Origin of the sequence: Egbenema bharatensis FJBBOT/2019 (assembly GCF_048077055.1) — a bacterium.
Classification (GTDB): Bacteria; Cyanobacteriota; Cyanobacteriia; order Elainellales; family Elainellaceae; genus Egbenema; species Egbenema bharatensis.
In genome coordinates this window covers 691,454-717,517 of the sequence record NZ_CP182236.1, presented here as the reverse complement: position 1 = coordinate 717,517, position 26,064 = coordinate 691,454, and the positions used below count along the sequence as shown (strand labels likewise).

Here is a 26,064-nt window from a genome sequence, read left to right as displayed (position 1 = left end):
TGCTTTATTAGAGCGAGAGAAAGCCTAAGTTGATTTTCGATACTAAAGCTTTAAGCATTAATTGCAGAAATAGCTTTGTAGAGGGTCGAATAACTTCCAGTGAAGGGTGGCAACGTATTGCTTCTAGAATTTGTGCAATCGTTGCGCTTACTTCGCCTCTGGCAATAAACCGTTTTGCGTCATCAATGGCTTCAAAGGCGTAAAACCTGAGAGCTTTAGCTGAAATGTGATTTGCCTGTTCTTCTGGTAGGTGTTGTTTATTTAAGCGAATTACCGTGCGAAGATCACGAATATTTTCACCAGTTCGTCTTGCTTTACCGCTTAATGAAGTTGAACTCAAACGATACAATGCTAAGGGTTCTACTTCATACCAGATAGGGTGCCGAGAAGCAATGCGCACCCACATTTCCCAATCCTCGCCGTTGCAGCTAATCCGACGATCGAATCCACCCAGTTTTTCATAGATTTCTCTTCGTACTACAATTGAAGGTGTTTGAATAATTTGCCGGATGGCCATTCGCTCCAACCAATTATTCAAAATACCGCTTTCTGGCTGCTCTAATGGAGAAATGACTTGCCAATGGTCATACTCATCCATCAATATGTAGCGACAGAAGGCAGCACCAACCTCAGGGTTTTTCTCAAAAGCTTGCTGTAACTTCTGGTAAAACCCATGCCTGACACAGTCGTCACCGTGCAATAAATGGACTAGTCTTCCACAAGAACGCTGCAAACAAGTCTCAAAATTTTTGATATAACCCATGTTTTGGGGCTGACGGTAAAATCCAACCCGACCACGCCCCAGTTCTTCAACTACTGCTTGGGGATCGTCTTTAGTGGAGTGATCATCAACCACTTCAATCTGCATCACGTCAGAGCCTGGGTCTTGGGCTAACACACTAGCTAGAGTCTCGCGCAGATAGTGAGCACAATTGTAGGTTGGAATCATTACTGACCAGAGGGGCCGGATAGTGCTATCTGCTACAGGCAAAATTGTTGCTCGATAGGGATGCGAATTATTTGTCATAACGCGCTCATGCAGTTCGTTAATGATTCAACCAATCGCCCAATGCCAGAAGCAACTAACCATTGAGGGGCAAAATCTAGAGAAGAGGATGCTTTTGATATATCTGCGTAGGAATGTTGAATGTCTCCCAGTCGGGCAGCAGTAAAGTTAATTTTTGAATTCCATTGGGGAAAGTAGGTTTTGAAAATATTTACAACTTGTAGCAGTGAAGTTCCTTTGCCCGTGCCTACATTGCAAGTTAAACATGATCCAGCAGGAAGAGGCGTTGTCAGAGCTTTTGTAAAAGCAACGGCAACATCTTTGACATAAACAAAATCCCGAGTTTGTGTACCGTCTCCATAAATGGTGATGGGTAGCCCTTGCTGCATTGCGTTCGTGAAAATAGAAATCACACCTGAGTAGGGTGAGTCAGGGCGCTGCCGGGGACCAAAAACATTGAACATCCGTAGTGCAACAAATGCTAACCTTAGCTGCGGAGCAAACAAGTTAGCATACTGCTCACTCACAAGCTTTTGTAGCCCATAGGGAGAGATGGGGAGCGTGGGGTGTTCTTCTAGAACAGGTAACTGACTTGTGTTGCCATACACGGCTGCGGAACTGGCAAATACAAGTTTAGGAATTTTGAGGGCTTCACAGAGTAGGAGCACAGCAATCATAGCAGAGAGATTATTATGATGTGCTTCCAGGGGATTTGACCAGGATTCTCCAACGGATGGGGTTGCGGCAAGATGAGCAATGCCATCGATCGGTTGAATAAAATCTTCTGGTTGGCAAGCTATGATGTCTTTCTGAATGAAGTTGATATTAGGATGATCAGGCAAGTTTTGATGCTTACCTGTTGTAAGATTATCCACAACAGTGACGCTGTGATCCTCCAGTAAAAGCTGCTCGACAAGATGGGAGCCGATAAAACCTGCCCCTCCAGTGACAATGAAGTGCATAAGCTCTAACTCTTCAAATTAACAATTTTGTCTTTGAGTTCTCAGATGGAAGTAGAAGCTGAAGACCATAATCTCTTTTCAATCTTACGCAGGAGATTTTTGGTCGATTTGATAGGCCGCTGAAGCCTTTCTGTCAGATGCTTCAACGTTGCTAATAGGCGAACTATCCTTGGATGCCGATAGGGCCAAATAGCCTTTTTGAGTGCTTTCCAAACTTCAGGGTCTTTAATTTTTTGTTCAGATAAATACTGTTCTAGCCAAATTAAATATTTGAACCGTCCAATATAACGGACTTCCTCCCCTTTTCCTTGTCTATCGGCTGTTCGCCAATAACTATCTGGGTGCATCCGGTAACGATCCCAGCATTGGCTGGATACATATACAGGGCTTTTAAGGAACACCTTTGAATGGAAAACCATATCTTCATGAGCGTTGCGAAAACTTTCTTCAAATCCCCCTATATCCTCAAATACCTGTCGTCGTATTAATATGCTACATGTACATGGATAAATGTGTTTGTTTTCTAAAAACAAACACAATTGTGTTGAAGGCTTAATAAGAGTATCAAATTCAGTACTAGTTATAGTCAGAAAATCACCTGGAGGATCTTCAGAATTAAATGTCCACATGCAAGGGTTATTGTCCGTCCAAGAGAACCAATATTGGGTTCTTCCATATAGCATTGCTGCTTCTGGATGGCGGTCTAAGATAGCAACTTGCTGTTCTAGTTTTTGAGGTAACCAAACATCATCAGCATCTAGGAATGCAATATAGTCTCCTTTAGCGTGACGAATACCCAAATTGCGCGTTGCACTCATCCCACGATTTTCGTGACCTTCATGCTCGATATAGCGTACTTTTTCTGAATACCGTTGGGCATACTGCAACGCAATAGATGTGCTTTCGTTAGTTGAGCCGTCATCTGCTAGCAGAAGCTCCCAGTTATCATAGGTCTGGGCAAAGATACTTTCTATCGCTTCTATAAAGAATGCTTCATTAGCATTAAAAAAGATGATGACGCAAGAGATCAAGGCTTGTTTACTCATTGAAAAAATTCCTATATTTTGACCTTTCTTACTCTAAAAGGTAACACTCGCTTTATTGTTAACTTTACTGATCGCTTAATCCAACTCGTCGTATTGTGAGTACGATTTAGTAATGAGTTTAGGATTGGATGCCGATATGGCCACAGCTCCTTTTGGAGTACTTCCCAAGCTTCCGTTTTTATGAATCCCTGCTCGGATAGATACTGTTCTAACCAATTTAGAAAAACCGTACGTTGCAAGTGCCAGTATTCTTTTTGGGTCTTTTCTGCGATCGCACAACAGCTGGCTGGATGCTGCCGATACTTGTATAACCACTGACTAGTCACGAATACAGGAAATTGCAGACAAACTTTTGAACAAAAGACTTGGTCTTCATAAAGACCTCGAAACTTATCTTCAAAGCCGCCAACTCTTTCTATTATTTGATGCCGTACTAACATGCCTGCTATGGAGATTCGACGTTGTAATAGAAGTAGAAATAGCGTTGGCGGTGGAACTAAAGTATCGAGATAGGTTCTAGAGTTTTCCAGAAACACACCAGGAGTATCTACAAAGTCGCGCCCTATATCGTCAGGCTCTCCTGTCCAGCTGTACCACCATTGAATTGGTCCGTAAACCATAGCAGCGTCAGGATAGGAATCTAAAATAGCTGCTTGTTTCGTTAAGGTATTTGGTAACCAGATATCATCAGCATCTAAAAAAGTAATATATTCACCTCGGGCATGACGAATACCTAAATTTCGAGCAGCACTCATGCCACGATTCTGATGGTTTTCATGTTCCAAATAGTGAACTTTATCAGGATACTTTTGTGCATAACGCAAGGCTACTTCTGTACTGCTATCAGTAGAGCCATCATCTACTAGCAATATCTCCCAATTGTTATAAGTTTGGCTAAATACGCTTTCTATAGCTTCTGTAAAGAATTCAGTGCCAGCATTAAAGAAGATAATGATGCAGGAAATCAGTGGTTTGCTAGTCATACGCTAAAACATTTTGATAACCAACGTGAAAAGGCCTCGCTGTCCCAATCTTCAACCACAACACGAGGCAGCAAAAAGTGATTGCCATTTGGCTGAACTCGGTCAGCTATACTGCAGCAGGCACACTCAAATCCAGCTTCTTGGACAATTGGTATCGTTTCAGAAACATAACTACCATTGGGGTAGGAAAAACTTGTAACAGAATATCCTAGAATTTCTTCCAAATGATTTTTGCTTTGCTGAATTTCATTCAGTTGCGAAGCTATTGGAAGTTTGGCGAGAAATGGATGTGATACCGTATGAGCACCAATTTCAACTAATTCCCCTCCTAATGCAACCAGTTCCTCACTAGAAAGGGAGCGATGGGTTGATCGACTTACTGGCTCAATATTTGCCCAACTACGTACTTCATCTAACAGTTGCCTTTGTTCATGTGCGGGCAAGAATTGAAATAAATGATAAAGCGATCGATATAGAGCATGGCGTGGAGTAGGATCTTTTCCCGCTTCCATTCTCCAATGGCGATCGCGTTGAGAATCTGCTTGACTGTAATTTACTGCTTCTCCTAATTCCCATTGGTAGGTTCTGTCACCAGTATCCAACTGAAGTGATTCTGGTAATGTACCGGGCTGCAATAGTAGTCTGTCTAACTCATCCCACCAAAATTCATGTTTTTGATCGATACTGCCAGTAGTCACAAAAACTGTTGCTGGGACATCATACTTTTCTAGTAAGGGTTTGGCATAATAGAAATTGTCAGCATAACCATCATCAAATGTGACTACAATCGATCGATGTATTGACTTACGATCGTCGAGTTTTCTAGTCAATTCCTTTAAGTGCAGTAGACTACCATAGTCTCGTAAAATTTCTAAGTGCTCAGCGAAGTGTTTTGGCGTTACACACAATGACCAAGGATCTGAATTTGCTTCAGCGATGCGGTGATACATGAGGATAAGCGCACCAGGAAACATTCGATTTTTCAAATGCGAGACAGCTTGGTGCACTTTATTAACAATCATACTCATTGTTTCGTTTTACTCATGTTCCTAGGATTGCCTAATAGTGCAGTGTCGCTCAGTGTTCAAGGAGTTTGAAGAGAAAATACATCTCTGCACCTTTAGGATCCTTGCGTCTCTGGTGCCACTCATTATCTGCCAACTGTTCCAGGATGCGATTTGTCAGCCATGAAATTGGCGTTAGAGGCTTTAAAGTGGTGATTATAGCGCGGTCTTTCCAAGTCTTTTTCTGTTTCTGCTGTCGCTGTTTAATAATGATTACAGGTGCGCGAAGTATCGCGATTATTTGGAGTTGCTTCCTTAGGCGCTCTAATTTGTTTGACGCTAAATCATTGACAGCTTTAGTCGGATCGGCTAGGTAGCGAACATGATTGCGCCCCTCTGCTGTGATTCCTTCGATCGCCTCGTAGTGATGCCATGCATAATATTCTAAGGACACCTCAAAACCATATTTTCCAGCAAGGGATCGCATTTGCTGACTATCGAGTTTTCTTAAATGCCCTGGTTCTTCATAAAAAAAGGTGTTTTTAGGATGCTGCCTCAACCCTCCTTTTCTCAATTGACAAAGATTATATTCAAAGCTGCCTTGATTACCGCATGGGCAAATGTGAAGCATTCTTGTTCCTGGCTTACTTAGTTGAGAAAACTGTATCCAGATCTCATCAATATCAGATACATGTTCAAGAACATGATGGCTGAAAATGAAGTCAAACTTACGGGAAGTTGAAGTGAGGTAATCAAGACTGAAGAAATCACAATTTGGATTTCTTGCCTTAGCCTTTTTTAACGCAATGGCGCTCAAATCCATCCCGTATATCTGCCACTTTGGTAAAGCCTGTTTAATGACGGATGTAAAAACCCCAGTTCCACAACCAAAGTCAAGAGCTACTCCCACTTCAGGCAGATCCAGTTCCTGAAGTAGTTTATAAACACGTTGCTTTTTTCGAAGCGGCCATTCATCCATGTAATCGCCTTCATAGCGATTATCATAAAATTGGGACGCGTTCTTTATATCATTAAGTCCTAGGTGTTTCATCTCTGAACGTAATTCTATTGATTTATTGCTTTACACATCTAGCTGTAATTAAGACCTGGTAATCAGGGTCATGATAATCTAACTTTGATTGCTCAATTTCTTCGGTGACAATACCATGTAACAATGCGATCGCACTCAGTACGTTTCCATAGGCTGTAACTTCTATTTTGGTGTGATCAAAACACTCTTCGAATAGTCGTTGAACTGAGAGAGTGGTGAAACTCCAGTAGTGCCCAGAACGTTCCATGTCTCCTCTGCTAATTTGACTAATGCCTGAAACCGTAACTAGTAAAATCCCACCTGGTTTAAGAATACGATAGAGGGTTTTTGTTGCAGCAGATATATCATAAAGAAATTGCAAAGTTTGAGTTAGGATAATACAGTCAAAAGTATTCGACGGCAGATGATGAGCTCTTGTTAAATCTGCCACGATAGTAGCTCTTGGATTGCCTGTTTCTATATGAAGTACATCACTTTTAGTAATGCGATTTCCACCAAACTTGTAGGTATACAAAGGCTCTTGAATCTCTAGTACATGGCCTTGAATATCTGGAATATGACCGGCAAGAAATTTTTCGATATAATAGCGGTCAATTGGTAAACCCCGCTCTAAACCAAAATCTTTGCAGATTGGTGTTAGGCGTTTCATGTCACCTAGGTTTACTCTGCCTAATGGAGGGGAATTTTTATGAGATTTTTTTAGTGGGTTCAACCAATATTTAAAAAATGTGGTTTTATAAATTGATCTCATGTTTACTTTTGCATTTCTCATAAAACTTTGGATGTGGCTTTGTGTTTCATGTAGAATCGGATATTGACAACGCCACAGCTCGGACTTAAGAATATATAAAAGTTCGGCATCAGTAACATTTTTCTCATATAGAAAACTATCTAGCCAACGCAAAAAAAACTTTCTGGCTTGATGCTCCTGTCCTTTCCTCAATGCAATGCTACAGCAGGAATTTTCATGCTGCCGATACTTAAACCAGCATTCACTAGCTACAAAAACGGGAGCTGTGAGACATAGCTTGGCATAGAATGCTTGGTCTTCATACATACCTCGAAAAATTTCTTCAAATCCTCCTATTTTCTCTGCAAAACTATGCCTCACTAATATACAGGAAGGTTCAGGTATAAAATCCCCGCCTGTTAAAAATAGAGCAATTAAATTTGGTGGTTGCATTAACTGGTTAGGGTATCTCACGGAGTCAAGAAAGTCTTTGTGTGCATTTTCGATTCCCGACCAACTGAACCAATTCAAAGCAGGGCCATAAACCATAACAGCATCGGAATGGCAGTTTAGTATTGCTACTTGCTCTTTTAGCTTATGTGGCAACCAAACATCATCTGCATCTAGTAAAGCAATATATTCCCCTCTCGCATGGCGGATACCCAAGTTACGGGTCGCACTCATGCCACAATTCTGGTGACCTTTATGCTCTAAATAACGTACTTTGTTCGGGTAATTCCAAGCATATTTTTGAGCAATGGCTGTGCTTCCATCAGTGGAACCGTCATCCACTAATATTAACTCCCAATTAGTATAAGTTTGAGCAAATACGCTCTCAATTGCCTCCTCAAAGAACTCTTCAGCATCAAAGAAGATGATGATGCAAGAAACTAATGGGTTTTGATCTTCCTGATTTGCTTTTGTATCCATGAAATAGTCTGACTGACTCTCCTAAATTTGAGGACGCAAGTAATTTCTGTTCCGCTCTGATTTTGAATCTCTTTGGGTTCATTCCCCGCCCCTTGGGGCGAAATATCTGCCGGGGCTTGCCCCGTGGGTTCATACCTTTGAATTGATTTCTTCTTTAAGAAAGAAATATCTTCCCAAGTGGGAATGCCTAGCCTGAATAAGTTCAGGTTCTCGTCCAGCTCTTCTACTGCACCTATTTGAACCAAGAATAGAATTGGATGAACAATAGAAAGCAAAGAAAAATCTGTCTTAACATAATCTTTGATTTTCTCCTGTAGTAAATGATTTTTGTCCAGGTAATTCTTATCGACAAAAAGTAACATATTTTGTCTATACCAATAAGCTACTTGAGGATTTCCCCAAATCTTTGGTCTAATATAGTCAACAACCAGATAATTTCTCTGATGAAATTTTTCTGCCCAATATTCCTGCCATTGCTCATTAACATGATTTTCCCCGCCTTGATAAGGAATTGCAGCCGAGAATAAAACAACAGAGCTAAGACTTGTTAAAGAGTCAACAAATGATTCGGCACAATTGGCGGGTAAATGTTCTGCAACCTCTAACGAAAGCGATAAATCGTATTTTTTGCCAATGCTTAATCTATTTTTCAGATCATAAGCCATGAATTCCTGCTGAGAAATTACCAAACTGTTTTTTGCATAGCTACCATCGATTCCAAATATTTCCTCAACGCCGCATTCTTGAAAAACTTTTAACCATGTTCCATTGCCACACCCAACATCAATCACTCGGCTGCAAGAAATTAGCTCTAAGATTATAGGAACAATAACTTCTGCGGATTTCCGAGAATCATTCTGAATTGCTGTATAGAACGACTTGTTATAGTAATTGTGATCTGTCATTTTTGATTACCAATCAGTTTTGTTTTGCTGCTTGCTACATTAGGGTTGGAATAGAAAACCTTGTAACTGTTTGCCAACTGCGTCCAGTGAGAATGCTTTCTCAACTCTACATCTAGCATTCCTTCCTAATTCCTGTCGCAATTGCTCATTATCAAGAAGGCGACCAAGTGCCATGGCAAAAGCGGTTGGATCACCACACGGCACTACTAAGCCACCAGACTCTTCACCATCTTCAAAAACATCAGGTACTCCTGATGCTCTTGCTGCCACTACAGGTAAACCACAAGCCATTGCCTCAACTGGTGCTACAGCAAAGCCTTCATGGCGTGATGGAAAGGCATAAATATCACTAGCAGAAAGAAAGCACTGAATCTCGGCACGGTCACTGACATATTTATCTATCCACAGCAGATTTTGGATAGATAGAACCGCAATTTGCTGGCGTAGTTTTTCGTTATCTAGGCCCGTTCCTATCAGTAGCAGATACAACTGTCTATCCGGTCGCTCATTGCAAATTTTTGACCAAGCATTTAGTAGTATGTCTAATCCTTTATTATAAATATTAACTCGACCATGCCACACAACTATCTGAGCATTAGTAGGGAGATTTAACGTTGTTCGTGCTTGGCATCGGTCAATAGCATTCCAAAATCTCAGATCAATAGGATTAAAAATTTTAGCAATCTTATTTGATGGTATATGATAGCAATCATATACCCGTTGGATTTCTGTTTGAGATCCAATCACTAAACCAGAACAGGCTTGTATAGTCATGGGCCGCAGAAAATGACCAATACTATTCCAGTCGTAGTTCCCTCCTTGAAAAGTCGCGAATACTGGTATTCTCAAGAATTTTCCTAATATGATGCAGGTATCAAAGCGAGAATACTCATATTCTGCACAAAGGATTGCACTACAACCCTCCCGCTGAACTTCTTTCGCTAATAGTCTCACTGGAATAGATAGATAAGGAGCTAGATGTTTTAGTGCTTTGAACAGGAAGCGGTGCGTACCGCGAACGCTACCAAACAATTCCTCTAAACTACCAAAGTTAGCAAGGGTAGGATAAGGATGAACCATTTGGCTACGAATACTTCGATAACTTCTTGGAACAGGCAATACAGAAATTATCGTACCAGTTGATGTATGAGTGAAGCGTAGAGGGGCAGTTATTCGATCCGAAGTTACGAATAATACTGTTTGTACTCCTACTAATTTTAAAGATTGAATGTAACCAATGAGCCATCCGAATGGAAGCTCTTTGCAAAAAATTTCCAATGACATTTCAAGGCTATCTAGAAAGTCTTCAATCACCTCACCCCAAATTAATAAAGCGATAGTAGATTTGACAGAAGGCTCTACTGAATTAAGCTTAGAAGAATTATTAGATTCAATATTCATTCTTGAATTCCAAGGCAGTTTATTTCTCAGCTCTGGCAAAGATATTTTTTAGCACATCTTGTCTTGATAATTTTAGTTACCCAAGATATTTGGGCATATAGTTTTCAGCAAAATGAACAAATTTTTCTACTTGATATTGAGGATTAAACTCTTGTCTTTGACTATTCCTAAAAGCTAATTCTGATATTTCCGAGTAAAATGCTTCGCTAGAGCGTAATGATTTTATGGCATCCACATAAAATTGAGGTTTATCAATAGGCTCAATCAAAATTCCACCCTTCCCAATAGTATAGGGAATGCCAGCAACGTTAGCAGCAATAACAGGAATTTCATTGACTTGAGCCTCAACAATGACACGACCAAATGTTTCCTCATATTGAGAAGGAACAAGCAGGATATCAGTTACTGCATATACCTTACGCATATCATTCTGATGTTCCCAAATAGTTACATTAGGAAGTTCAGCAGCTTGTTTTAGAAATGAGTTTTGTATGGCATCAGAATAAATCCATTTGCCTTTAATAAATAGAAATTTTTCTTGAGGCAGTTGACGAGCTACTTCGATAGCTATACTGGCCCCCTTCTCACGAACAAGATTAATAAATGTGATGTATTTACGTTGCCGATTACTGGTACGATAGTTCTCTAATTCAAAAAAGGGTAGAATGACCTCAGGTTCATAGCCAGTAGATTTAGCAATAATTGAGGCTGTATATGGGGAATTCGCGAGAAATTGCAATCCCTCTGGGATAGCTGGATTATTTCCATTCTCAAAATCACCTAGATGTCTTGCAAAAAAAATAGTTAGGTAACCGTGACTGGCAGCATATTTAAGCAACGGGCATCCAATCCAATCATGACTAAAGATAACATCTGGTTGATAAGTGTTTAAACGCTTATCAAAAAACTTAAGCCATGTATGCTCATTTATAAATCGACTCGGTCGAATCACTCGCCAACATGGATACCCGAGTGCTTTATCCATAGACACAGGGAATGGCATACGTAGAGAAGCCAAAGATTGCAAATATGATTGCCATATTTCCATCGATCCCAGCTTTTGGGTACGAGATAGGGAGAAATCACGTGCACATATTACTTCCACTTGCCAACCTAGCTTGCACAAACTGTTGAATAGGTATAGATGTGAAAGCTCGCTACCTCCTGATACGTCAGGGTAAAAGGGGCCTTGAATAAAAAATAAAAGCTTAGGCATTCCAAAATAAAAAATTATTACAATAGCACGCTAGAAGATTATTTCCGATTCGATCAACTCTTCTACTTTATTGCTGCACTTTTTACTTTCTGCCACGAACGGGGTTGATAGAATAAACACTGACTCATGTTGACAGATTCATCAACTCTAAATTCAAAAGTTTCGACAGCATCCAAGTAATTGTGCCCAGGCTGACCTATCAAAACTTTCATGACATAAATATTAGGTTTTAGGCATAGAAATGGCATAGAGATTTGAATTTCTTGTTGTTCTGGGATGAGATTAAACGTTGTCTTATCGCTGAAGCTGCTCAAACGTAAGATGAGCCCCTCTTCTCCAAATTTCTCTCCAATTTGAATAATTACTCCTACATTTTCAATTCCTTTGCGTGCTTTATATCCAATACAGAAAATAGTAGGTTTACCGCATGCAGGAGATTGAACAATTTCTTCCTCGTGATCTCGAAAGCATAAGTAAGTAATATCAAGGCCCAAGCTTTCATTTTGGCATTTCTCCGGCAAAAATAGTATTCCTGTAGAATACTTCGCTTGTTCCTTTAAAAAGAGCTCTGCTTCGTATTGACTCATAATCGCATGAGGTTCTCCGGTCGCCATGACATTACCCTTTGAAAAGTAAACTGCCGAATTACATGCCGTTAAAATCACATTTGGATCATGAGAAACTAGTAGTAAAGTTGTGCCATTCTTACGTAGTTTAGCTAAACGGTGAAAGCATTTAACCCTAAATCTCATATCACCTACAGCCAACACTTCATCAATCAGCAGAATATCTGGTTCTGTATAAATTGCACTAGCAAAACCCAATCGAGCAGCCATACCAGAACTGTATGTCTGGACTGGTGCATCGATCGCATCCCCAATTTCTGCAAACTCTACAACTTCATCAAATCGCTGATCAATTTCTTTCTTCGATAACCCCAAAATGGACATATTAGCATAGATGTTTTCTCGTCCTGTCAAGATTGGATTGAATCCTGCTCCTAAAGCAATCAGTGGTGCCAATCGTCCCTTACCCTCTACAAAGCCTGTATCAGGCTTAATCAAACCACTAATAATCCTGAGCAACGTAGATTTACCAGCACCATTGGCTCCCACCAAACCAAGAGCTTCTCCACGCCGTAGCTCAAAGCTGACATCTTTCAGCGCCCAGAACTCTCCAGGGCGTAAGCCCTGGCTCTGCCTCTGCTGACCCACCAATTCACTCGTAATATCTTGAACACCATAAAACAAAGATCGTTTTAGGCTGCGGCAAAACTTTTTAGAGACTCCATTGACTGAGAGAACAACTTCGCCTTTTCCCTCTTCTCTTTTTGTCAACGCTTCTTGCCCACTGAGTTTGGTCATAATTAAGAACTGATTCTTTCAACTACAAAAGGTAGGGCTAGCCGATAAACTATCCAAGCGATTAGGAGCCCTAGCAGAGCAATTGAACTAGCGACCCAGAATCCTTCAGGATTAGAAATTACTCCGGTTGTGGCTAATTCTCGCGTAGTTACCAACAAAGGAGTAACTGGATTCCATCGCACTAGTGTTGCAAATACCCCGCTTTGAGGTGGTGGATAGATAACTGGGGTTAACAGTAGCCAAAAACTAGTGACAATACTCAATGCCCTTCCAACATCTGAATAAAGTGCATTCATTGGAGCTAACAGCATACCGATGCCTGTTCCCAGCATTACTAGATGAATGAGTGCAACGGGTGCTAGAAAAACGCTCCAAGTCACTGGCATCCGAAACCAAAGGAACAAAGCTACAATTAGAATCAACTTAATCCCAAAGTTGAAAAATACTTCACCCAACTTTGCTAAAATCAACGCCTCTCTGGGGAAATTGATTCTTACCACCATGGCTCTAGCAGAGTCTACGGCTTGAATCTGTCCATTCATCGCTTCTGTAAACGTTTGCCATAACGTCATGCTAAACATTACATAAGCCGGATAAGGTAAATCAGTTTCTCCAATATTGAGAATATTGGCATTCTTTGCAAATACCAAGCTTGCTGCTGTGAAGATTGGTGGAATCAGTGCCCAGATAATTCCCATCATCGATTGGCGATACTGCGCATTAATATCCCGCACCAGCAATCGCCAAGCTAACTCTCGAGCAGCTAACAAATCTCGCCCCATGTGCTTTAACAATTGAAGCGGATGCCGAACCGGACTCGTAGGCGTATAAATAAATTTAGTTAGCTCCCGGTTTTCTGTTTGCGATCGTTTTAATTGTTGACTTCTTGATTTTCCCATTCCCAGGTTCCCTACACTAGCTCAAAATTGCAGTAGCTGCAATTGCCATGCAACTTCTTACCCAGATTCTCAACCCGAATTACCATATCAGACATATGTTTTATCAAAAAAACCACAGCAAAAGGAGGTCAATGGCATGACCTGTGTACTCTTAAACTGAGCGATCGCCCTCCTCAGAGAACGATCTCGCCCACCATTTCCATAAACGAACGTACAGCCGTGCGCCCCTACAGAACGTTAAACCGAGAAGCGATCGCCCTGTAGGAATCGATCGCTTAAAGAACAAACTTTATCTACACAACTCATCTCTCGCCTAATCCTTGGCGTTCGCAACCTGTTCTAAACAATCTGCAAAATCCAACAGCTCCTGAGATACCTGAACTAACGTTGGCTGCAACTGTTAGATCAATAACCCAATTTGTTCAGGGTCAAGATTAAAGGTATAAACATTTCTCACAACATGGCGGAAACCACGATATCGGTCTAATCGATCGCGCGTCTCGAAACTTAGCACAGCCGGCCTCACACTGGGAATACACGGCGAATTCGACCGGCTACAGCCAGGTAAACCGCTTTCACAGTTCCTTGCCCTCATTGAGAACAGTTTGTCTCAACTCCGGACAACATCGTTCCATTTGAATTAAGTCCACCTTAAACTCTGGGGCAAGATCTTGCAATTGAGCCACTGCCACTAAATAAACCTCAGGCGACAACCCCCAAACTGCCAAATCAATATCTGACGTGTTTGAAAACCATTCACGGTGTGCCAAAGAGCCAAACACCATCACTCGCTCAGCCCCAAACTCCTGTTTCAGCCAACGGGCTGCCTGCTCTGCTACCCGCTCGGCCCGCTCAAACCGCTGAGCCAATTGGTGCTGTTCTGACAACTGCCGCTGCTTCAGCGTTTCTCGATAAAGCGCGAGATCTGGTTGGTCAGTACGACTCATTTTTAATCAACCGCCGACATACTACATCACGCCTTTATCATACTCCGAAGCCGATCGCCTCTGCCTTTCGCCCTATCGCCAACATCCCTTATTGGATCACGATCGCTCTGCTAACTGTGCCACAAACACTTGATGCTTCTCAGTTGCAACTCCAGCCTGCACCACTGCTAAAACCCTTGCCAGATCCCCTACCAGTAGGGCCTCAACGGAGAGATTCAACCCTGGAAACTGCTGGCTCTCAATTACTCCGTCCTGGTTCGGTTCTAAGCTGACATACTCACTGCCCTGCAAATGGAACCAACGAATCGTCTGTTCTGCCACTAACCAAACTAAATATTCCTGCACTCCATTGCGTCGATAGGCTCTCTTCTTGTCATACAGATCATACGAAGCACTACTCGCCGCAATCTCCACAATCAGCTCTGGTGCGCCTTCCACATAATCATCTTCACTAATACAAGATTGTCCCCCACAGGCTTCGTCAATTCGCAGGAGCGCGTCCGGTTGCGGCTCATTGTCCAAATCCAAGCGAACAGTCGTGTTGTCAGCAGCCTCGACTCCTGGTGTTGCCGCTTCATACACTCCTAGCCAAGTCATAATATTGCTATGGGGTTTGCCATGTTGTCGATATCTCAACGCCGCTGGCACGTAAACCACCCCCTCAATCAACTCCGCCTTTTTTAGCTCCGGCATCGCTGCATAGCGCCGCTCAAACTCACTGCGCGTCAGGCGATCGCCGTTTTCCAGTAGCAATACGTCCGACCTCCTTTGATTTGCGGCAGCCATCACCAATCTCTCTCTAGGGGTTGATTGCCATTGTAGCAAGCCTGTCTAAATCATCCGCAAACGTCCGCTCCATCCTGCGGAAGTACCAGATCCCACTCACAAATAGCAGCCCCTCAATTCAACCTGCCAGAAACTCTTGTGGGGTGGGCATCTTGCCCGCCCAGTCCAATAGGCTCGATCAACCCATAAACCGGAAGTCTTTCACGCCATTAAAACCCACCATCCGAGAATGCCGTCGGGTAAACTCACCCACCGAGGGATTCCCCTTCGGCTGAATCACCCCATGCACCTGCTGCCACAACTCCACCGGAGCCAGCCGCACCTCATAGGTTCGTTCTCCCGTTTTGCAGACGTGATACCACTTCGTCTCCTGGCATTCTTTACACCAAAAGGCTTCTAACCATTCCCCTTCCAAAGGAACCGCTGTTTGATGCGCCATTAACATCAAGGCATTTTTCCGGTTCACGCCGCGCTGCTGGAGCTGTCCCGCCCGATCGGCAAACAAGGGATACTTTTGACTGACGCTATCGAGATAGCAGCCGTGATCTGGGCAAACGATCGCCCGTCGCCTGGAACGTTTCCGATTTCGGTCACACCTTCTCTGCAATTCGACCTCCCATTGGTAGACACCAAACATCCATGAAGGTTACGGGGGAGGGACTGAGATCAAACGACCATCGAAGCCCACTCCAGCAGCGTACTGCTTGATTGTTGATTGACTTTCATTACCTGTTACAGATGGCTTAATCACTGACCCGGAAAAACTCGGTTGGGGGCTTGGCTCTTAACAACGTCTTCATACAGTTGCCATCAGTATTAAGGAATAAAGATGCAATCAACCCAACTCTTGTGGGCTGGGCATCTTGTCCACTCAGTCCAACTCCTCCTCTTGTGGGGTGGGCATCTTGCCCGCCCAGTCCACCAAGCAGAACACCGCACAACGATTCAATTCACCATCCTCGAACGGTTGAGCCCATCCAAAAGGCTCTATTCCTACAAAGGATCACTCTCTGCGCCAAGTTGAGCAAGAAAGTGCTGAACATCCTGACTCAACCGATCGGGTAGAGACATTGCTAAATCAAGATTGGGTTTGAGTTGAGTGAATTGAATCTCGGCTCCGTACCCATGCCGGATAAAGTGACGAAAGCTTCTTAAGCGTTTCATCAAATCAAAGGTTTCCTCAGTTAAAAGAGCTGGACGAACCCCCAGAATCGGTTGGCTTAACCTCAGCAATAACGTCCGATGCCACTCACTTCCTGCGCCGATCCGATTCTCAAAAGCGTGAGCTATCAGCTTAAGCAAGTCCTCAGCCGCACAATACAAATTGTGGATTTGATAAGCCACGCTGTCCAACTGGGGTGGAGTATCCAATCCCAAACTAACGCGATCGCTCAACCGTTGATGCACCCGTTCAACCAATCGCAGCTGGGCATTCAGTTCAGCCGTCAATCCAGCGATTTGTTCGCGTTCCATACTACCCCAGTTCGGCAAATCTTATCGGCAAAATGGCATTGATCGAGAGGAACCAAATCCACATCCCGGTTAAGGTGGATGGACAAGTCGCTAACCAATCCAAACGGATCGCCATTCCCCAGGCTATCAACCGCCAGATCGAGATCGGAATCCTGGGAAAACTTCCCCGATTGAGTCACCGAACCAAACAAATAACCTTGCTGAATATCAAACGTAGCCGCATGGTGCGATAACCACTCCAGGGCTTCCTGTAACAGCCGTTGTCGCGCTGCTTCATTATGCTGGCGCAGTTGAGCTAGCTTTGCATCCATTAGTGGGGTCGGAAATTGGGTTGGTGTTCCCATGACGGGGTTAATTGGTCGCAGTTTTCTTTAATGTAGCATCGGGGGCAAATCGAGTTCTATTTCCAGATCAGATACCAGGGTTTGCATTTCAATGGGGGACATTTCGCGCATAAAGCACCTCCCCCGTTTCCATTACCCGCTGGTAAAAATGCGGTTCCAACGCCTCCAGCGGTTTCAAGTCTACCCAACGGTTCGTTAACCGATTGGCTGCTGCCAGAGCCGTAAAAAATTCAGATGGGGCAATCCCTGCTACTGCCAGATCGATATCTGATTCTGCGGTAAATCGTCCCCTTGCCAGCGAGCCAAACAGAATTACCTGAGTTGCGCCAAACTGCTGCACCAAAACCTCCGCCATTTGCTGGGCTTCCTGCCGGGACTTCTGAGCACACTGATGATTCATCTCCTGCTGTCGTCGCCGTCGATCGCGCCAATATTGCAGGTATTTGTCTTCCACTTCCATCGCTATCTTCCGCCTATGCTCCATTGGGAGTCAGGATAAAACTCTCCCCACTCTTGTGGGGTGGGCATCTTGCCCGCCCAGTCCAACCCCCACTCTTGTGGGGTGGGCATCTTGCCTGCCCAGTCCAACCCGCCTGAATACAAACGATCGAACGATTTTCGGGATCAGGGTACGTCCCAATTTTACTGTTACAGGTTGTTTCACGGGCAGGCAAGATGCCTGCGCTACGGGGTTTGGGTTCAAGTCAGTTGCTCTGGATCGATCCCTAATTCTCGTAGTCGGGCGGCCAGGCGATCGGCTCGTTGGCGTTCTTGCTCTGCCCGTTGGGATGCTGCTTCAGCCCTCTGGCGTTCCTCTTCAGCCCTCTGGCGTTCCTCTTCAGCCCTCTGATGTTCAGCCAGAGCAATCTCCTGAACCGTAGGCAACACCGTTCCATCCAGGCTAGCCCACCGCAACCATACCGCTTCTACCCCGGCATACTCGCCCTGCCAGCGCACCAGGGATAACCCAAGGGACTGACTGACCAATCCGTTTTGTTCGTTCAGTGTTAATGGTTCATACAGGCCGCGCTGTAGACTGAATCCAGCGAAATCATCGGGGTTGAAGGGGTCATACCAGAAGTATTCCGGTACTCGCAATTGCTGTTGATAAACCCGTTTTTTCTCCGTTTTGTCTCGCTCCCGCGTGCTATCTGAGAGCAGTTCAATCACCACATCTGGCCCTTTGCCCTCCTGCCAGACGACCCAGCTTTTACGCTCACCGGGAGGCACGTCTAACACGACAAATACATCCGGCCCTCGGTAATCCTGGTTGCGAACTTGCGATGGGCTGAAGTAGACAAACATATTGCCATTGACAAAGCCACTGCGCTGTTCCTGAGTGAGCCAGGTATTCAACGGGTAAACCAGCAGATCCATTTGCAGCTTGTGACGTTGCGTTTCCATCGGGATGCCATCATCAGAGGGGAGATCGTCCTGGGTTGGAGCCACAATCTCTTCCAGAATCTCTTGTTCCTCGATCGCCTCTGGTTCACCGATCGCCGGGTTCGACGTTGCAGGATTGGTCATCGTTGGCTCCTCCGGTAGGCAGGAAGAATTAGTAGAACAGATGTTTCTACAATTCTAAAGGATCAGCCTTGCAGATCAGGACATCAGGACGATCAGGACATCAGGACGATCGCCAGGTTTGAACTGCTTCTAAAAAAGTCTGGGCTATCTGAGTTGCCGCTTCTGCTTCTCGTTGGGTATAGGCTTCGGCTGGAGTCAAATCGGGCAGAGCATCGGGATAGCGGGTTGGAATGTACAGCTTATCTAGAGCCAGGGCATCATCCAACAGCGAGATGAAGTTTGGTTTGATGGTGTCTGGCAATTCTCTCACCAGCCGTGCTACAGAATGTCCCCACGGGTCAAGATCAAGCTGAATCCATACCGCTTTCAGCCCTTTTTCGGCAGCTTGTTGGGCATAAAAACAAGCCTGGGCATACTTTTTGGCCAGTCGCAGTGCCTCTGCTGCATCCAGATCATCGACTGCCTGACGATACCATCGCTCTGCTTCTAGCCTAAGTTTGTCCTCGCTCATATAACACCTTGCCTTCAGACAGCACCCGCCGAATGAATGGAGAATAGCACCGTTGCTCTAACTCATCAAGGGTATAAACGATAACTTCGATCGGCAGGGGTGAATCTTGTAAAAGCGACAAAACCTGACCGATTCTTTCTAGGGGGGGAATGGCGGTATTCCAAACAATAAAGAGATCAATATCAGAATGGCGGCTGGCGGTTCCCCGTGCCCAGGAACCAAATAGCAAGATTTGCTCTGGCGCAATTGCCTGTTCCAGGCGATCGACTGCTAGATCCAACCATTGATCAAGTGTTTGGCGATCGGTCATTGATTGAGTTTGATGGGTAGGGAGAAGGCGATCGGAAGTGCTTAATGCATTGGTTCCACTTTGTTGACTGGGCGGGCAAGATGCCCACCCCACAAGAATTCTATCTAGTTAATCTGCATTCCACTTCGTTGACTGGGCGGGCAAGATGCCCACCCCACAAGAATTCTACATAGAGAATTGAGTATCAAATGGGAAACCTTTGGGCAATCCCATAAAAAGTGATGGCATACGCTTGATCTTTCCCAGGCGTATCCCTTATGCTGTTGCGATGCTGGTTTTTTCTCCCAGAACGAGCCAGTCTGCTAAACCGCGCTTAAGGTGAGGTGTGACGCTGATTAGGGAAGTATCCAGCAACCCTAACCAGCTAACCTAGCTCTCTGAATCCACCAGAGTGCAAGGCTGTTTGATTGTAGATCATTCCTGTTTGTGATGGGTCTGCGATCGACAGTCTCGCTGATGCATGACGGAGCTTGGGGATGGTTTCTCGTAAATGCTTTCCCACACCTTGAGCCTTTCTTCCTAAAAACATCAGCGAGGAACAGAATATGTCTTCAGAGTTCAATGAACTGCTGCCCGTAGCGCAAGACGATCGGGTGCAAATTTGGATTATTGGTACAAGGGATCAGGTGATCTTCACCATGAACGAGTGCTATGTCAGAAAGCTGGCAACCGATCGAGTCCAATTCACCCCGATTATTCCGGCTCCCTTTGCGGCTGGGAAATACATGACGGTTTTGGTGCGGTAATTTCCTGCGATCATCTCTATTCCAACAAAACAAGGGCGATTCACGAATCGCCCCTACTCTTGTGGGGTGGGCATCTTGCCCGCCCATTCAACTATTGATCCTTTTTGTGGGGTGGGTATCCTGCCTGCCCATTCCAACGCCTGACTTCAAGCCTTCACCTTCGTCGATCGCCCTTTGACGATCGCCATAGCGATGTAGTAGTAAATTGTTATCAGAATACTGGTAAAGATCTGTCCACCCCAGAAACCATGCCAGAATCTAAAAGATTCATCACCCCAGTAGGCTACTGCTACTGCCATCAACATGATTCGAGGAACATTCCCAAGCAAAGCTAGGATGATGCCGATTATAACTAAGCCTGCCACTTTTGAGAGTCGCTGTCTGTAGAACAGTCCTAATAAGACGCTTACCGCAGCAATAATGGTTGCCATACTAAACCCGCTACAACCCCAATCAATTTCGACTGCGCCGCCTGGTAATGCGATTACTTTACCTTCTACAACAGCTGGTTGTCCGATCGCTCTTAATCCAACTGAACCTGCCCATGCCATAAACCGTTCTAGGATTTCATAAGGCGTAAAGATACGCCACAGAGTTCCTGCAAATATTCCTAGGTTAGGAAATAATCCCATTACTATCAAAAAGATGGAAATTGGGTGTAGTTTGAAAAATCTGAACCCCCAAGAACTGAATGCAATCCCTATCAGAATATATATCCAGATGAGTCGTTGTGACCACTCTGCAAAAGTACACAAGGGAGACAACATGATTCCACTGATGACAATTATGTGCCCAAGCAAGCGATCTTCTTCAGATGCTTTCAGTTTGGCTAACTGCCGCCTATCTTGCCAGATAAAGTAAACCCCTAAAGCACCCACAGCAAGCATAACTGAGGAAACAGAACCATTGAAGGTTTGAACAAGAATTCTGTAGATCCAAAAGGGGGAATAAATAAATCCGACTAAGAAACCAGAAGCAATAATCCAGTCATGAGGAGTTTTCAATCTTTTACGCAGCAAATGGGTTGAGAGTTGCTTTACTTTCTGCTGATTCAGCATCCTCTATCTTCTCCGAGATGCTAATCCATACCGTCCAATTCCAACCAGACCAACACCCATCACCAGGAGATTACCCACGCTGGAAGCCGCCGTTTTGAATACGGTCGTTTTGGCATTCTGCTTCAGGGTGTCTGCTTGCTGGGTCAGCAGTTGGGAGGCCCTAGTTAGGTCTTCTGCGGTCAGATCTTCCCGGATGGCACTGGGATTACTTTGGGCATCCCGAATCTGAGTTTGGAGTTCCGATTCTTGAGTGCTGATGGTGGTCACGGCTTGACGTTGAAGCGCAACACTATCAGCAACCGCCAGGATACATAACAGGAAGAATAGTACACCAGCTAATAAACAAAAGGTGGAAAACTGCCGCAATAATTTTCGCTTCTCTAAGCTACCAACCAGAATCAGGGCAGAACCAAACAGCAGAATGATACTACGATCGGAAAATTGCTGCACGAACCCTAGCCGCCATTCGCTGCTGCCCAGTTGGGGAGGCAATGCCAGGATTAGCATATCAATGATAAAACCAAACAAACAAACATAGCCCACAATCTGACAAATTCCCTTTCCCCCGTAGGAGCCAGAGTTGGGAATGGGAGTGGAAGAGGAAATAGATGCCATAATCAGGAAACCAAATTTAAGAAAATTAAGTGAATAGTGGAGAAACGAAAATCGAATTTCATCACGCCAGCAAGCAGATAACGGACGATCGCACCATTGTTTTTAGCAATCATCGATCGTCCATTTCCGCTCACTCATGCAAACCAGCGTAACTACTCATGAGGCAATCGATTGATGAGTCAGGGTGAGAACCTGGGGAACCCAACAAATCCAAACTTTATTTAGGAGTTTGTATAAATGCTCTGACTCTCAACCTTAACCGATCGTGGAGATGCGTCATCGTACAGGAACACCGCTTGCACTATACGTTGGCTTCAACCGTTTCAGGCGTTGCTTCGGAAGCTTCACCCTTGCGCTTCTTGCGAGCGGCGGCTACACCCATGCCGAGAAGTCCGGGGAGGAGTGCGGGAGTTGGGACAACTTGGATATTACCTGTGAACACATTACCTGTGGTGGTGTCCCAAGCAATACCACCAAGTATTGGACTAGAAACCTGCCCGATACCAGGAGTACCCGGAGGATCGAAGAAACCTGTGAAATCAGCAGCAAAGTCATCCGTTTTTCTCAGGTTGAACGACGTTAGCTTAAAATTCCTTTCAGGTGAGCCACTAAGTGATAGTAGAACAGATTCAGGATTAACTAAGCTCCAAGTTGTCAAAGTATCTCTTCTCAGAAGAAGACTGTCAGTGAAATCGATGGTGCGACCTACAAAAGAAGAGGAGGTTGAAAAGTTGATAGGTGTACCGGCAAACGTAAGAGTTGCATTTTGTCCAACATTGACATTTGAAAGTTGTGCGGTTCCACCAAAGAAAGTCAATGTTTCTCCAAAGGACAAAGCATTTGCTGGTGAGGCACCCATGAAGGTTCCTACTCCCATTGCAGCAGTAGCAGCAATGCTAAGACCAACTGTTTTTAATTTCATAATCAGAATCTACCTCGGTGTAATGCAAAAGTTTCCAGATTGTCCAAAACCAAAAAGTTATCAAAACCGATCGAATTCCGATTTCGATAACCTGGCAGTTGCACCTTGGTAGAGCGGCAAAACCCTGATACGCTCGATCGAAGACTTGAGCTATAGAGTTCCTTGCCTTCATGCTCCTATCTTATGTAAGACTACTGAGTAGCGGCAATGTTTAACCTTAGAGTTAATCGGAATTTCATCAATTCCGTTTGCTCCTATATGTTCTACAGATATTTCAAGATTAGCTCGATCGCGTGATTTCACCTAATCCTCAGGTTTAGTCATCGCCCCGTAAATTGTTTACAAAACTTAGCGATCGATCGGGTATGGAAGCGGGTTGACTCACATCTTGCAGCAGATTATTCAACCCGCTCTGCAATTAATTGCGGGCTAATGGCTCAAACCCATTGAAATGGGTTGAAACCTGTCTGTATCAAAGGTTATAGTCCGTTTCAACGAACTTCAGTTCTTAGCCCCGAATTGATTCGAGGGCAGGGATTGGACAAGGTGCAAGATGTGGGTTGACGCATAAAAAAGGAGAACAGCATCACTGTTCCCCTATCCCGCAAAATTGAAATGTTGTGACCCTTAAATCCGCCGAGCGGACACAATCTCTGGAACCACCTCCAGCTCCTCATCCGGCACAACCGATCGCTCCGGTTCCAACGCCCAGTGCAGCACATTGTAGTATTGCCGGGCAATGATTTCTGGCGTGAAATGGGTTTCCATGTATTGCCGTCCCGCCTGCCCCAGTTGCTCAGTGCGCTGCTGATCCTGGCTCAACTGTCGAATGAATGCAGCTAACCCGTTGCTGTCCCCATTCTGGAAAACTTTACCACAACCAGCTTTCTGAATCAGTGAACGCAAATAGCATTGCTGAGGGCAAACCACTGCGATCGGTTTACCGCTGGCCAGAGCGGAATAGAGTTTGCTGGGGGCAACTAAATTTTCCATGCCTGGAATCACACTCACCAGCGACAGATCGCCAGCCGTGAGGGAATAGGGCAGCACGTCCTTATCCTGGTACGGCAAGAATCGGATATTGGTTAATCCTAACCGCTGAATTTCTCGCTGCAAAATTTCGCGTTTGGCTCCGTTGCCAATAAAGACAAACTGAATGGGTGCATTTTGTAATTGAATGGCTGCATCCAGAATCGTATCCATGTCGTGACACCGACCCAGATTGCCGGAATAGAGCACCGTAAACTGATCAACCAGATCGTTCTGTTGAGCAAACCAATTGTCCTGCTTAGAACGAGGTGTAATTCGTTTGGGATCAGCCCAACTATGAATCACAAACACTTTCTCCGTCAGATCCGGACAATGCTCAAGCACCCGCTGCCGCATATCAGGACTCAGAACAATCACGGCTTCCGCCTTACGCCATACCAATCGATTGACCGATCGCCAGAATCGGGCCATCCAGTGTTCCTGAGCAACCACACCGAGTTCAACAGCAATATCGGGATACAAATCATACAACAAACAAACGTAGGGAAAGCCCAATAACCAGCTAGCCAGGTAGCCCAAAACTGGTAGAAACGGAGGAGCCGTTGTGACTAAAAGTAAATCACGACGACGGCAATTTTTAATTAAGTGGAGAGCAGTTCGCACCATAAACAGAACGCCACTGACTGCCTTACCGCGAATCCGTTTGGTTCCAACCTGGGTAGAGCGCGATCGCTTCACCTGCACGAGTCCAGCCCGTTCGTATCCCGGTGCTTTAGCAGACTGAAAGGCATAGGCGGGTTGACCTGTAAAAACTTTAATATCCACCCCTTGCCGTCCTAATTGATGGACTAATTCCTCAATCAGTTGCCCGGTTGCTGCAAAATCTGGCGGATAAAACTGAGTAACAACTGATAATTTAAGTAGCGAAGATGGAATTTCAACAGCTGAGTTTTTCTGGGAAACAACACGACTCGATTCATTGAAATTAGGTAAGTGTTTTGGTGATTTCACAATCCTCTCCAACCTTTTATCTGACTTGAGGAACACGGATCTCTTGCTTTTGTTAGCCACAAGAGTCCTTAAGGTTGGTAGATGTACCGTTGCCGCTATGCACCTGTAGCGGTCTCAACTAATAAAGCCAAAGTCACAACCAAGCTAAAAACAGGGATAAAAAATCAGCGAGCCGACTGCCAGGCTTTCCAGGACATATATCCCAATAGCCCCGTTGCGCCCCCCAAAATGACCAGGCTATTGGGCATTCCGACAAAAGTAATTGCCAAACTTCCCACCCACAGGGCGATCGCGTAGATCACCAGTACCGTCGATCGATGGGATAGTCCTGCCTGTAAAAGGCGATGATGCAAATGGCGTTTATCTGCCAGGAACGGTGAGCAGCCCTGCCTGAGCCGGGCCACAATGACGGCTGACATATCAAAAATGGGCACAGCCAAAATCAGAAAGGGTAGAAAGATCGCGGTGACAGTGGCTCCCTTGACTAACCCAATGACTGCCACACCTGCCAGGAGAAAGCCAATAAAGTATGACCCACCATCGCCCATAAAAATCTGAGCAGGGTTGAAGTTGTAGTACAGGAACCCCAACAAACTGCCCGATAACGCGACCACGAGCAAAGCGGCTGTATATTGCCCCGTATAGACACAAATGATGAAACTGGCCGTAGCTGCAATTCCCGATACCCCTGATGCTAACCCATCCAATCCATCAATCCAGTTAATGGCGTTGACGACACCAACTAACCAGATCACCGTCACCGGAAGACTGAGCCAGCCTAAGTGGGTTAGTCCTAATCCTGGAATAGTCACAAATTCAATCCGCACATCCGCAAGCCACACATAGCTGGATACCGAAAGTTGCACCAGCAAGCGTGATATGGGCGATAGTCCGACTGAATCATCAACAAATCCAATCAGAAAAAAACAAATACTACCAAGGACAACACTCCAGATTGCAGAGTGTAATTCGATTGATAATACATTGAATAGATTTAACAGGAAGATAGCGCACAACGCGATCGTTGTGCCCAAAAAGATAGAAATTCCGCCCACACGGGGAATCGGTTGTTGATGAACCTTGCGGGCAGACGGTTGATCAATGAATCCCCATTGCAGCGCAAACCGTTTGACGATCGGAATGCTGATTAACACGATCGAGAGGGCAATCAGGAATACTAACCCATAGCCCCAAACCGGAATTTCAGTAACAAAATCGGATGCATAGGACATCGTTTTAGGTTCTCCATGCTCTAGCCTGGAAACACTTCAAGATATTCAGACGCACCCACCCACAACACCGTAACCCTGCGAAGCTGCCAAGGTAC

The 26,064-nt window shown here is 44.7% G+C and carries 29 protein-coding genes; 1 reads left to right on the top strand and 28 read right to left on the bottom strand.

Annotation, left to right across the window (positions count from 1 at the left end):
* Window positions 1-7: 7 nt before the first annotated feature.
* The 23 genes from ACM1PF_RS03200 to ACM1PF_RS03090 form a co-directional block, all read right to left on the bottom strand.
* Window positions 8-1,027 (bottom strand): glycosyltransferase family 2 protein, encoded by a 1,020-nt coding sequence (locus tag ACM1PF_RS03200; RefSeq protein ID WP_416672259.1) that lies wholly within the window; start codon window positions 1,025-1,027, stop codon window positions 8-10.
* The gene (locus ACM1PF_RS03195; protein ID WP_416672257.1) at window positions 1,024-1,968 is read right to left on the bottom strand and encodes an NAD-dependent epimerase/dehydratase family protein; all 945 of its coding nucleotides are present in this window, start codon (window positions 1,966-1,968) and stop codon (window positions 1,024-1,026) included. The genes ACM1PF_RS03200 and ACM1PF_RS03195 overlap by 4 nt, the downstream gene beginning before the upstream one ends.
* Before the next feature lie 41 nt (window positions 1,969-2,009).
* Window positions 2,010-3,014, bottom strand: a complete 1,005-nt coding sequence (locus ACM1PF_RS03190; RefSeq protein ID WP_416672255.1) for a glycosyltransferase family 2 protein — start codon at window positions 3,012-3,014, stop codon at window positions 2,010-2,012.
* Between the two features lie 11 nt (window positions 3,015-3,025).
* Window positions 3,026-3,997 carry a glycosyltransferase family 2 protein gene (locus ACM1PF_RS03185; protein WP_416672254.1) on the bottom strand — a complete coding sequence of 324 codons (972 nt, stop codon included), beginning with the start codon at window positions 3,995-3,997 and terminating at the stop codon, window positions 3,026-3,028.
* Complete coding sequence (locus ACM1PF_RS03180; protein ID WP_416672252.1) at window positions 3,994-5,025, bottom strand: polysaccharide deacetylase family protein; 1,032 nt, start codon at window positions 5,023-5,025, stop codon at window positions 3,994-3,996. Before ACM1PF_RS03180 ends, ACM1PF_RS03185 begins: the two co-directional genes overlap by 4 nt.
* 49 nt (window positions 5,026-5,074) lie before the next feature.
* Window positions 5,075-6,052: a methyltransferase domain-containing protein gene (locus tag ACM1PF_RS03175; RefSeq protein ID WP_416672251.1), complete on the bottom strand. Its 978-nt coding sequence runs from the start codon at window positions 6,050-6,052 to the stop codon at window positions 5,075-5,077.
* Between the two features lie 22 nt (window positions 6,053-6,074).
* Window positions 6,075-7,712 carry a glycosyltransferase gene (locus ACM1PF_RS03170; protein WP_416672250.1) on the bottom strand — a complete coding sequence of 546 codons (1,638 nt, stop codon included), beginning with the start codon at window positions 7,710-7,712 and terminating at the stop codon, window positions 6,075-6,077.
* Complete coding sequence (locus ACM1PF_RS03165) at window positions 7,673-8,617, bottom strand: methyltransferase domain-containing protein (RefSeq protein ID WP_416672249.1); 945 nt, start codon at window positions 8,615-8,617, stop codon at window positions 7,673-7,675. The genes ACM1PF_RS03170 and ACM1PF_RS03165 overlap by 40 nt, the downstream gene beginning before the upstream one ends.
* Before the next feature lie 39 nt (window positions 8,618-8,656).
* Window positions 8,657-10,018, bottom strand: coding sequence for a glycosyltransferase family 4 protein (locus ACM1PF_RS03160; RefSeq protein WP_416672248.1), 1,362 nt, complete (start codon window positions 10,016-10,018; stop codon window positions 8,657-8,659).
* Between the two features lie 76 nt (window positions 10,019-10,094).
* On the bottom strand, window positions 10,095-11,234 hold the full coding sequence (locus ACM1PF_RS03155; protein WP_416672246.1) for a glycosyltransferase family 4 protein: 1,140 nt from the start codon (window positions 11,232-11,234) through the stop codon (window positions 10,095-10,097).
* A 62-nt stretch (window positions 11,235-11,296) separates the two neighbouring features.
* Window positions 11,297-12,598, bottom strand: a complete 1,302-nt coding sequence (locus ACM1PF_RS03150) for an ABC transporter ATP-binding protein (RefSeq protein ID WP_416672245.1) — start codon at window positions 12,596-12,598, stop codon at window positions 11,297-11,299.
* Window positions 12,599-12,600: 2 nt separating this feature from the next.
* Entirely contained in the window at window positions 12,601-13,497 is an 897-nt protein-coding gene (locus tag ACM1PF_RS03145; RefSeq protein ID WP_416672243.1) for an ABC transporter permease, read from the bottom strand.
* A gap of 400 nt (window positions 13,498-13,897) precedes the next feature.
* Complete coding sequence (locus ACM1PF_RS03140; RefSeq protein ID WP_416672242.1) at window positions 13,898-14,092, bottom strand: ribonuclease toxin HepT-like protein; 195 nt, start codon at window positions 14,090-14,092, stop codon at window positions 13,898-13,900.
* Entirely contained in the window at window positions 14,073-14,444 is a 372-nt protein-coding gene (locus ACM1PF_RS03135; RefSeq protein WP_416672241.1) for a nucleotidyltransferase family protein, read from the bottom strand. Before ACM1PF_RS03135 ends, ACM1PF_RS03140 begins: the two co-directional genes overlap by 20 nt.
* Before the next feature lie 96 nt (window positions 14,445-14,540).
* Window positions 14,541-15,230, bottom strand: coding sequence for a Uma2 family endonuclease (locus ACM1PF_RS03130; protein WP_416672240.1), 690 nt, complete (start codon window positions 15,228-15,230; stop codon window positions 14,541-14,543).
* 178 nt (window positions 15,231-15,408) lie between these two features.
* Complete coding sequence (locus ACM1PF_RS03125; RefSeq protein ID WP_416672238.1) at window positions 15,409-15,837, bottom strand: hypothetical protein; 429 nt, start codon at window positions 15,835-15,837, stop codon at window positions 15,409-15,411.
* Window positions 15,838-16,223: 386 nt separating this feature from the next.
* The gene (locus tag ACM1PF_RS03120; RefSeq protein WP_416672237.1) at window positions 16,224-16,703 is read right to left on the bottom strand and encodes a ribonuclease toxin HepT-like protein; all 480 of its coding nucleotides are present in this window, start codon (window positions 16,701-16,703) and stop codon (window positions 16,224-16,226) included.
* The gene (locus ACM1PF_RS03115; RefSeq protein ID WP_416672235.1) at window positions 16,676-17,014 is read right to left on the bottom strand and encodes a nucleotidyltransferase family protein; all 339 of its coding nucleotides are present in this window, start codon (window positions 17,012-17,014) and stop codon (window positions 16,676-16,678) included. Before ACM1PF_RS03115 ends, ACM1PF_RS03120 begins: the two co-directional genes overlap by 28 nt.
* A gap of 121 nt (window positions 17,015-17,135) precedes the next feature.
* Window positions 17,136-17,507 carry a nucleotidyltransferase family protein gene (locus ACM1PF_RS03110; RefSeq protein ID WP_416672233.1) on the bottom strand — a complete coding sequence of 124 codons (372 nt, stop codon included), beginning with the start codon at window positions 17,505-17,507 and terminating at the stop codon, window positions 17,136-17,138.
* A gap of 13 nt (window positions 17,508-17,520) precedes the next feature.
* The gene (locus tag ACM1PF_RS03105; protein ID WP_416672231.1) at window positions 17,521-17,721 is read right to left on the bottom strand and encodes a hypothetical protein; all 201 of its coding nucleotides are present in this window, start codon (window positions 17,719-17,721) and stop codon (window positions 17,521-17,523) included.
* A gap of 25 nt (window positions 17,722-17,746) precedes the next feature.
* Window positions 17,747-18,574 carry a Uma2 family endonuclease gene (locus ACM1PF_RS03100; protein WP_416672230.1) on the bottom strand — a complete coding sequence of 276 codons (828 nt, stop codon included), beginning with the start codon at window positions 18,572-18,574 and terminating at the stop codon, window positions 17,747-17,749.
* Between the two features lie 100 nt (window positions 18,575-18,674).
* Complete coding sequence (locus ACM1PF_RS03095; protein ID WP_416672229.1) at window positions 18,675-19,085, bottom strand: HEPN domain-containing protein; 411 nt, start codon at window positions 19,083-19,085, stop codon at window positions 18,675-18,677.
* Window positions 19,066-19,488, bottom strand: a complete 423-nt coding sequence (locus ACM1PF_RS03090; RefSeq protein WP_416672227.1) for a nucleotidyltransferase domain-containing protein — start codon at window positions 19,486-19,488, stop codon at window positions 19,066-19,068. The genes ACM1PF_RS03095 and ACM1PF_RS03090 overlap by 20 nt, the downstream gene beginning before the upstream one ends.
* 452 nt (window positions 19,489-19,940) lie before the next feature.
* Here ACM1PF_RS03090 and ACM1PF_RS03085 point away from each other — a divergent pair, with 452 nt between their 5' ends.
* A complete protein-coding gene (locus ACM1PF_RS03085) occupies window positions 19,941-20,141 on the top strand; it encodes a hypothetical protein (RefSeq protein WP_416672226.1) in 201 nt (66 codons plus the stop codon).
* A gap of 146 nt (window positions 20,142-20,287) precedes the next feature.
* On the opposite strand, the gene crtC is transcribed toward ACM1PF_RS03085, so the two are convergent.
* The 5 genes from crtC to ACM1PF_RS03060 all read right to left on the bottom strand — a co-directional run bounded on the left by crtC (window position 20,288) and on the right by ACM1PF_RS03060 (window position 25,969).
* Window positions 20,288-21,199 (bottom strand): cyanoexosortase C, encoded by a 912-nt coding sequence (crtC, locus tag ACM1PF_RS03080; protein ID WP_416672225.1) that lies wholly within the window; start codon window positions 21,197-21,199, stop codon window positions 20,288-20,290.
* Between the two features lie 3 nt (window positions 21,200-21,202).
* On the bottom strand, window positions 21,203-21,814 hold the full coding sequence (locus ACM1PF_RS03075) for an HpsJ-like protein, cyanoexosortase C-associated (protein WP_416672223.1): 612 nt from the start codon (window positions 21,812-21,814) through the stop codon (window positions 21,203-21,205).
* A 301-nt stretch (window positions 21,815-22,115) separates the two neighbouring features.
* A complete protein-coding gene (locus ACM1PF_RS03070) occupies window positions 22,116-22,736 on the bottom strand; it encodes a PTPA-CTERM sorting domain-containing protein (protein WP_416672222.1) in 621 nt (206 codons plus the stop codon).
* Between the two features lie 627 nt (window positions 22,737-23,363).
* Window positions 23,364-24,737 (bottom strand): glycosyltransferase family 4 protein, encoded by a 1,374-nt coding sequence (locus ACM1PF_RS03065; RefSeq protein ID WP_416672220.1) that lies wholly within the window; start codon window positions 24,735-24,737, stop codon window positions 23,364-23,366.
* 164 nt (window positions 24,738-24,901) lie between these two features.
* A complete protein-coding gene (locus ACM1PF_RS03060) occupies window positions 24,902-25,969 on the bottom strand; it encodes a glycosyltransferase family 4 protein (protein ID WP_416672219.1) in 1,068 nt (355 codons plus the stop codon).
* Window positions 25,970-26,064: the final 95 nt, after the last annotated feature.

Bases quoted from the DNA above. Each gene is read 5' to 3' on its own strand.
- ACM1PF_RS03060 (WP_416672219.1), bottom strand. From the start codon at position 25,969: ATGTCCTATGCATCCGATTTTGTTACTGAAATTCCGGTTTGGGGCTAT.
- ACM1PF_RS03165 (WP_416672249.1), bottom strand. From the start codon at position 8,617: ATGACAGATCACAATTACTATAACAAGTCGTTCTATACAGCAATTCAG.
- ACM1PF_RS03195 (WP_416672257.1), bottom strand. From the start codon at position 1,968: ATGCACTTCATTGTCACTGGAGGGGCAGGTTTTATCGGCTCCCATCTT.
- ACM1PF_RS03175 (WP_416672251.1), bottom strand. From the start codon at position 6,052: ATGAAACACCTAGGACTTAATGATATAAAGAACGCGTCCCAATTTTAT.
- ACM1PF_RS03085 (WP_416672226.1), top strand. From the start codon at position 19,941: ATGTCTTCAGAGTTCAATGAACTGCTGCCCGTAGCGCAAGACGATCGG.
- ACM1PF_RS03115 (WP_416672235.1), bottom strand. From the start codon at position 17,014: ATGGATGCAAAGCTAGCTCAACTGCGCCAGCATAATGAAGCAGCGCGA.
- ACM1PF_RS03070 (WP_416672222.1), bottom strand. From the start codon at position 22,736: ATGAAATTAAAAACAGTTGGTCTTAGCATTGCTGCTACTGCTGCAATG.
- ACM1PF_RS03120 (WP_416672237.1), bottom strand. From the start codon at position 16,703: ATGGAACGCGAACAAATCGCTGGATTGACGGCTGAACTGAATGCCCAG.
- ACM1PF_RS03190 (WP_416672255.1), bottom strand. From the start codon at position 3,014: ATGAGTAAACAAGCCTTGATCTCTTGCGTCATCATCTTTTTTAATGCT.
- ACM1PF_RS03100 (WP_416672230.1), bottom strand. From the start codon at position 18,574: ATGACCAATCCTGCAACGTCGAACCCGGCGATCGGTGAACCAGAGGCG.
- ACM1PF_RS03150 (WP_416672245.1), bottom strand. From the start codon at position 12,598: ATGACCAAACTCAGTGGGCAAGAAGCGTTGACAAAAAGAGAAGAGGGA.
- crtC (WP_416672225.1), bottom strand. From the start codon at position 21,199: ATGCTGAATCAGCAGAAAGTAAAGCAACTCTCAACCCATTTGCTGCGT.
- ACM1PF_RS03185 (WP_416672254.1), bottom strand. From the start codon at position 3,997: ATGACTAGCAAACCACTGATTTCCTGCATCATTATCTTCTTTAATGCT.
- ACM1PF_RS03160 (WP_416672248.1), bottom strand. From the start codon at position 10,018: ATGAATATTGAATCTAATAATTCTTCTAAGCTTAATTCAGTAGAGCCT.
- ACM1PF_RS03095 (WP_416672229.1), bottom strand. From the start codon at position 19,085: ATGAGCGAGGACAAACTTAGGCTAGAAGCAGAGCGATGGTATCGTCAG.
- ACM1PF_RS03140 (WP_416672242.1), bottom strand. From the start codon at position 14,092: ATGAGGGCAAGGAACTGTGAAAGCGGTTTACCTGGCTGTAGCCGGTCG.
- ACM1PF_RS03180 (WP_416672252.1), bottom strand. From the start codon at position 5,025: ATGAGTATGATTGTTAATAAAGTGCACCAAGCTGTCTCGCATTTGAAA.
- ACM1PF_RS03155 (WP_416672246.1), bottom strand. From the start codon at position 11,234: ATGCCTAAGCTTTTATTTTTTATTCAAGGCCCCTTTTACCCTGACGTA.
- ACM1PF_RS03130 (WP_416672240.1), bottom strand. From the start codon at position 15,230: ATGGCTGCCGCAAATCAAAGGAGGTCGGACGTATTGCTACTGGAAAAC.
- ACM1PF_RS03200 (WP_416672259.1), bottom strand. From the start codon at position 1,027: ATGACAAATAATTCGCATCCCTATCGAGCAACAATTTTGCCTGTAGCA.
- ACM1PF_RS03075 (WP_416672223.1), bottom strand. From the start codon at position 21,814: ATGGCATCTATTTCCTCTTCCACTCCCATTCCCAACTCTGGCTCCTAC.
- ACM1PF_RS03145 (WP_416672243.1), bottom strand. From the start codon at position 13,497: ATGGGAAAATCAAGAAGTCAACAATTAAAACGATCGCAAACAGAAAAC.
- ACM1PF_RS03170 (WP_416672250.1), bottom strand. From the start codon at position 7,712: ATGGATACAAAAGCAAATCAGGAAGATCAAAACCCATTAGTTTCTTGC.
- ACM1PF_RS03110 (WP_416672233.1), bottom strand. From the start codon at position 17,507: ATGGAAGTGGAAGACAAATACCTGCAATATTGGCGCGATCGACGGCGA.
- ACM1PF_RS03135 (WP_416672241.1), bottom strand. From the start codon at position 14,444: ATGAGTCGTACTGACCAACCAGATCTCGCGCTTTATCGAGAAACGCTG.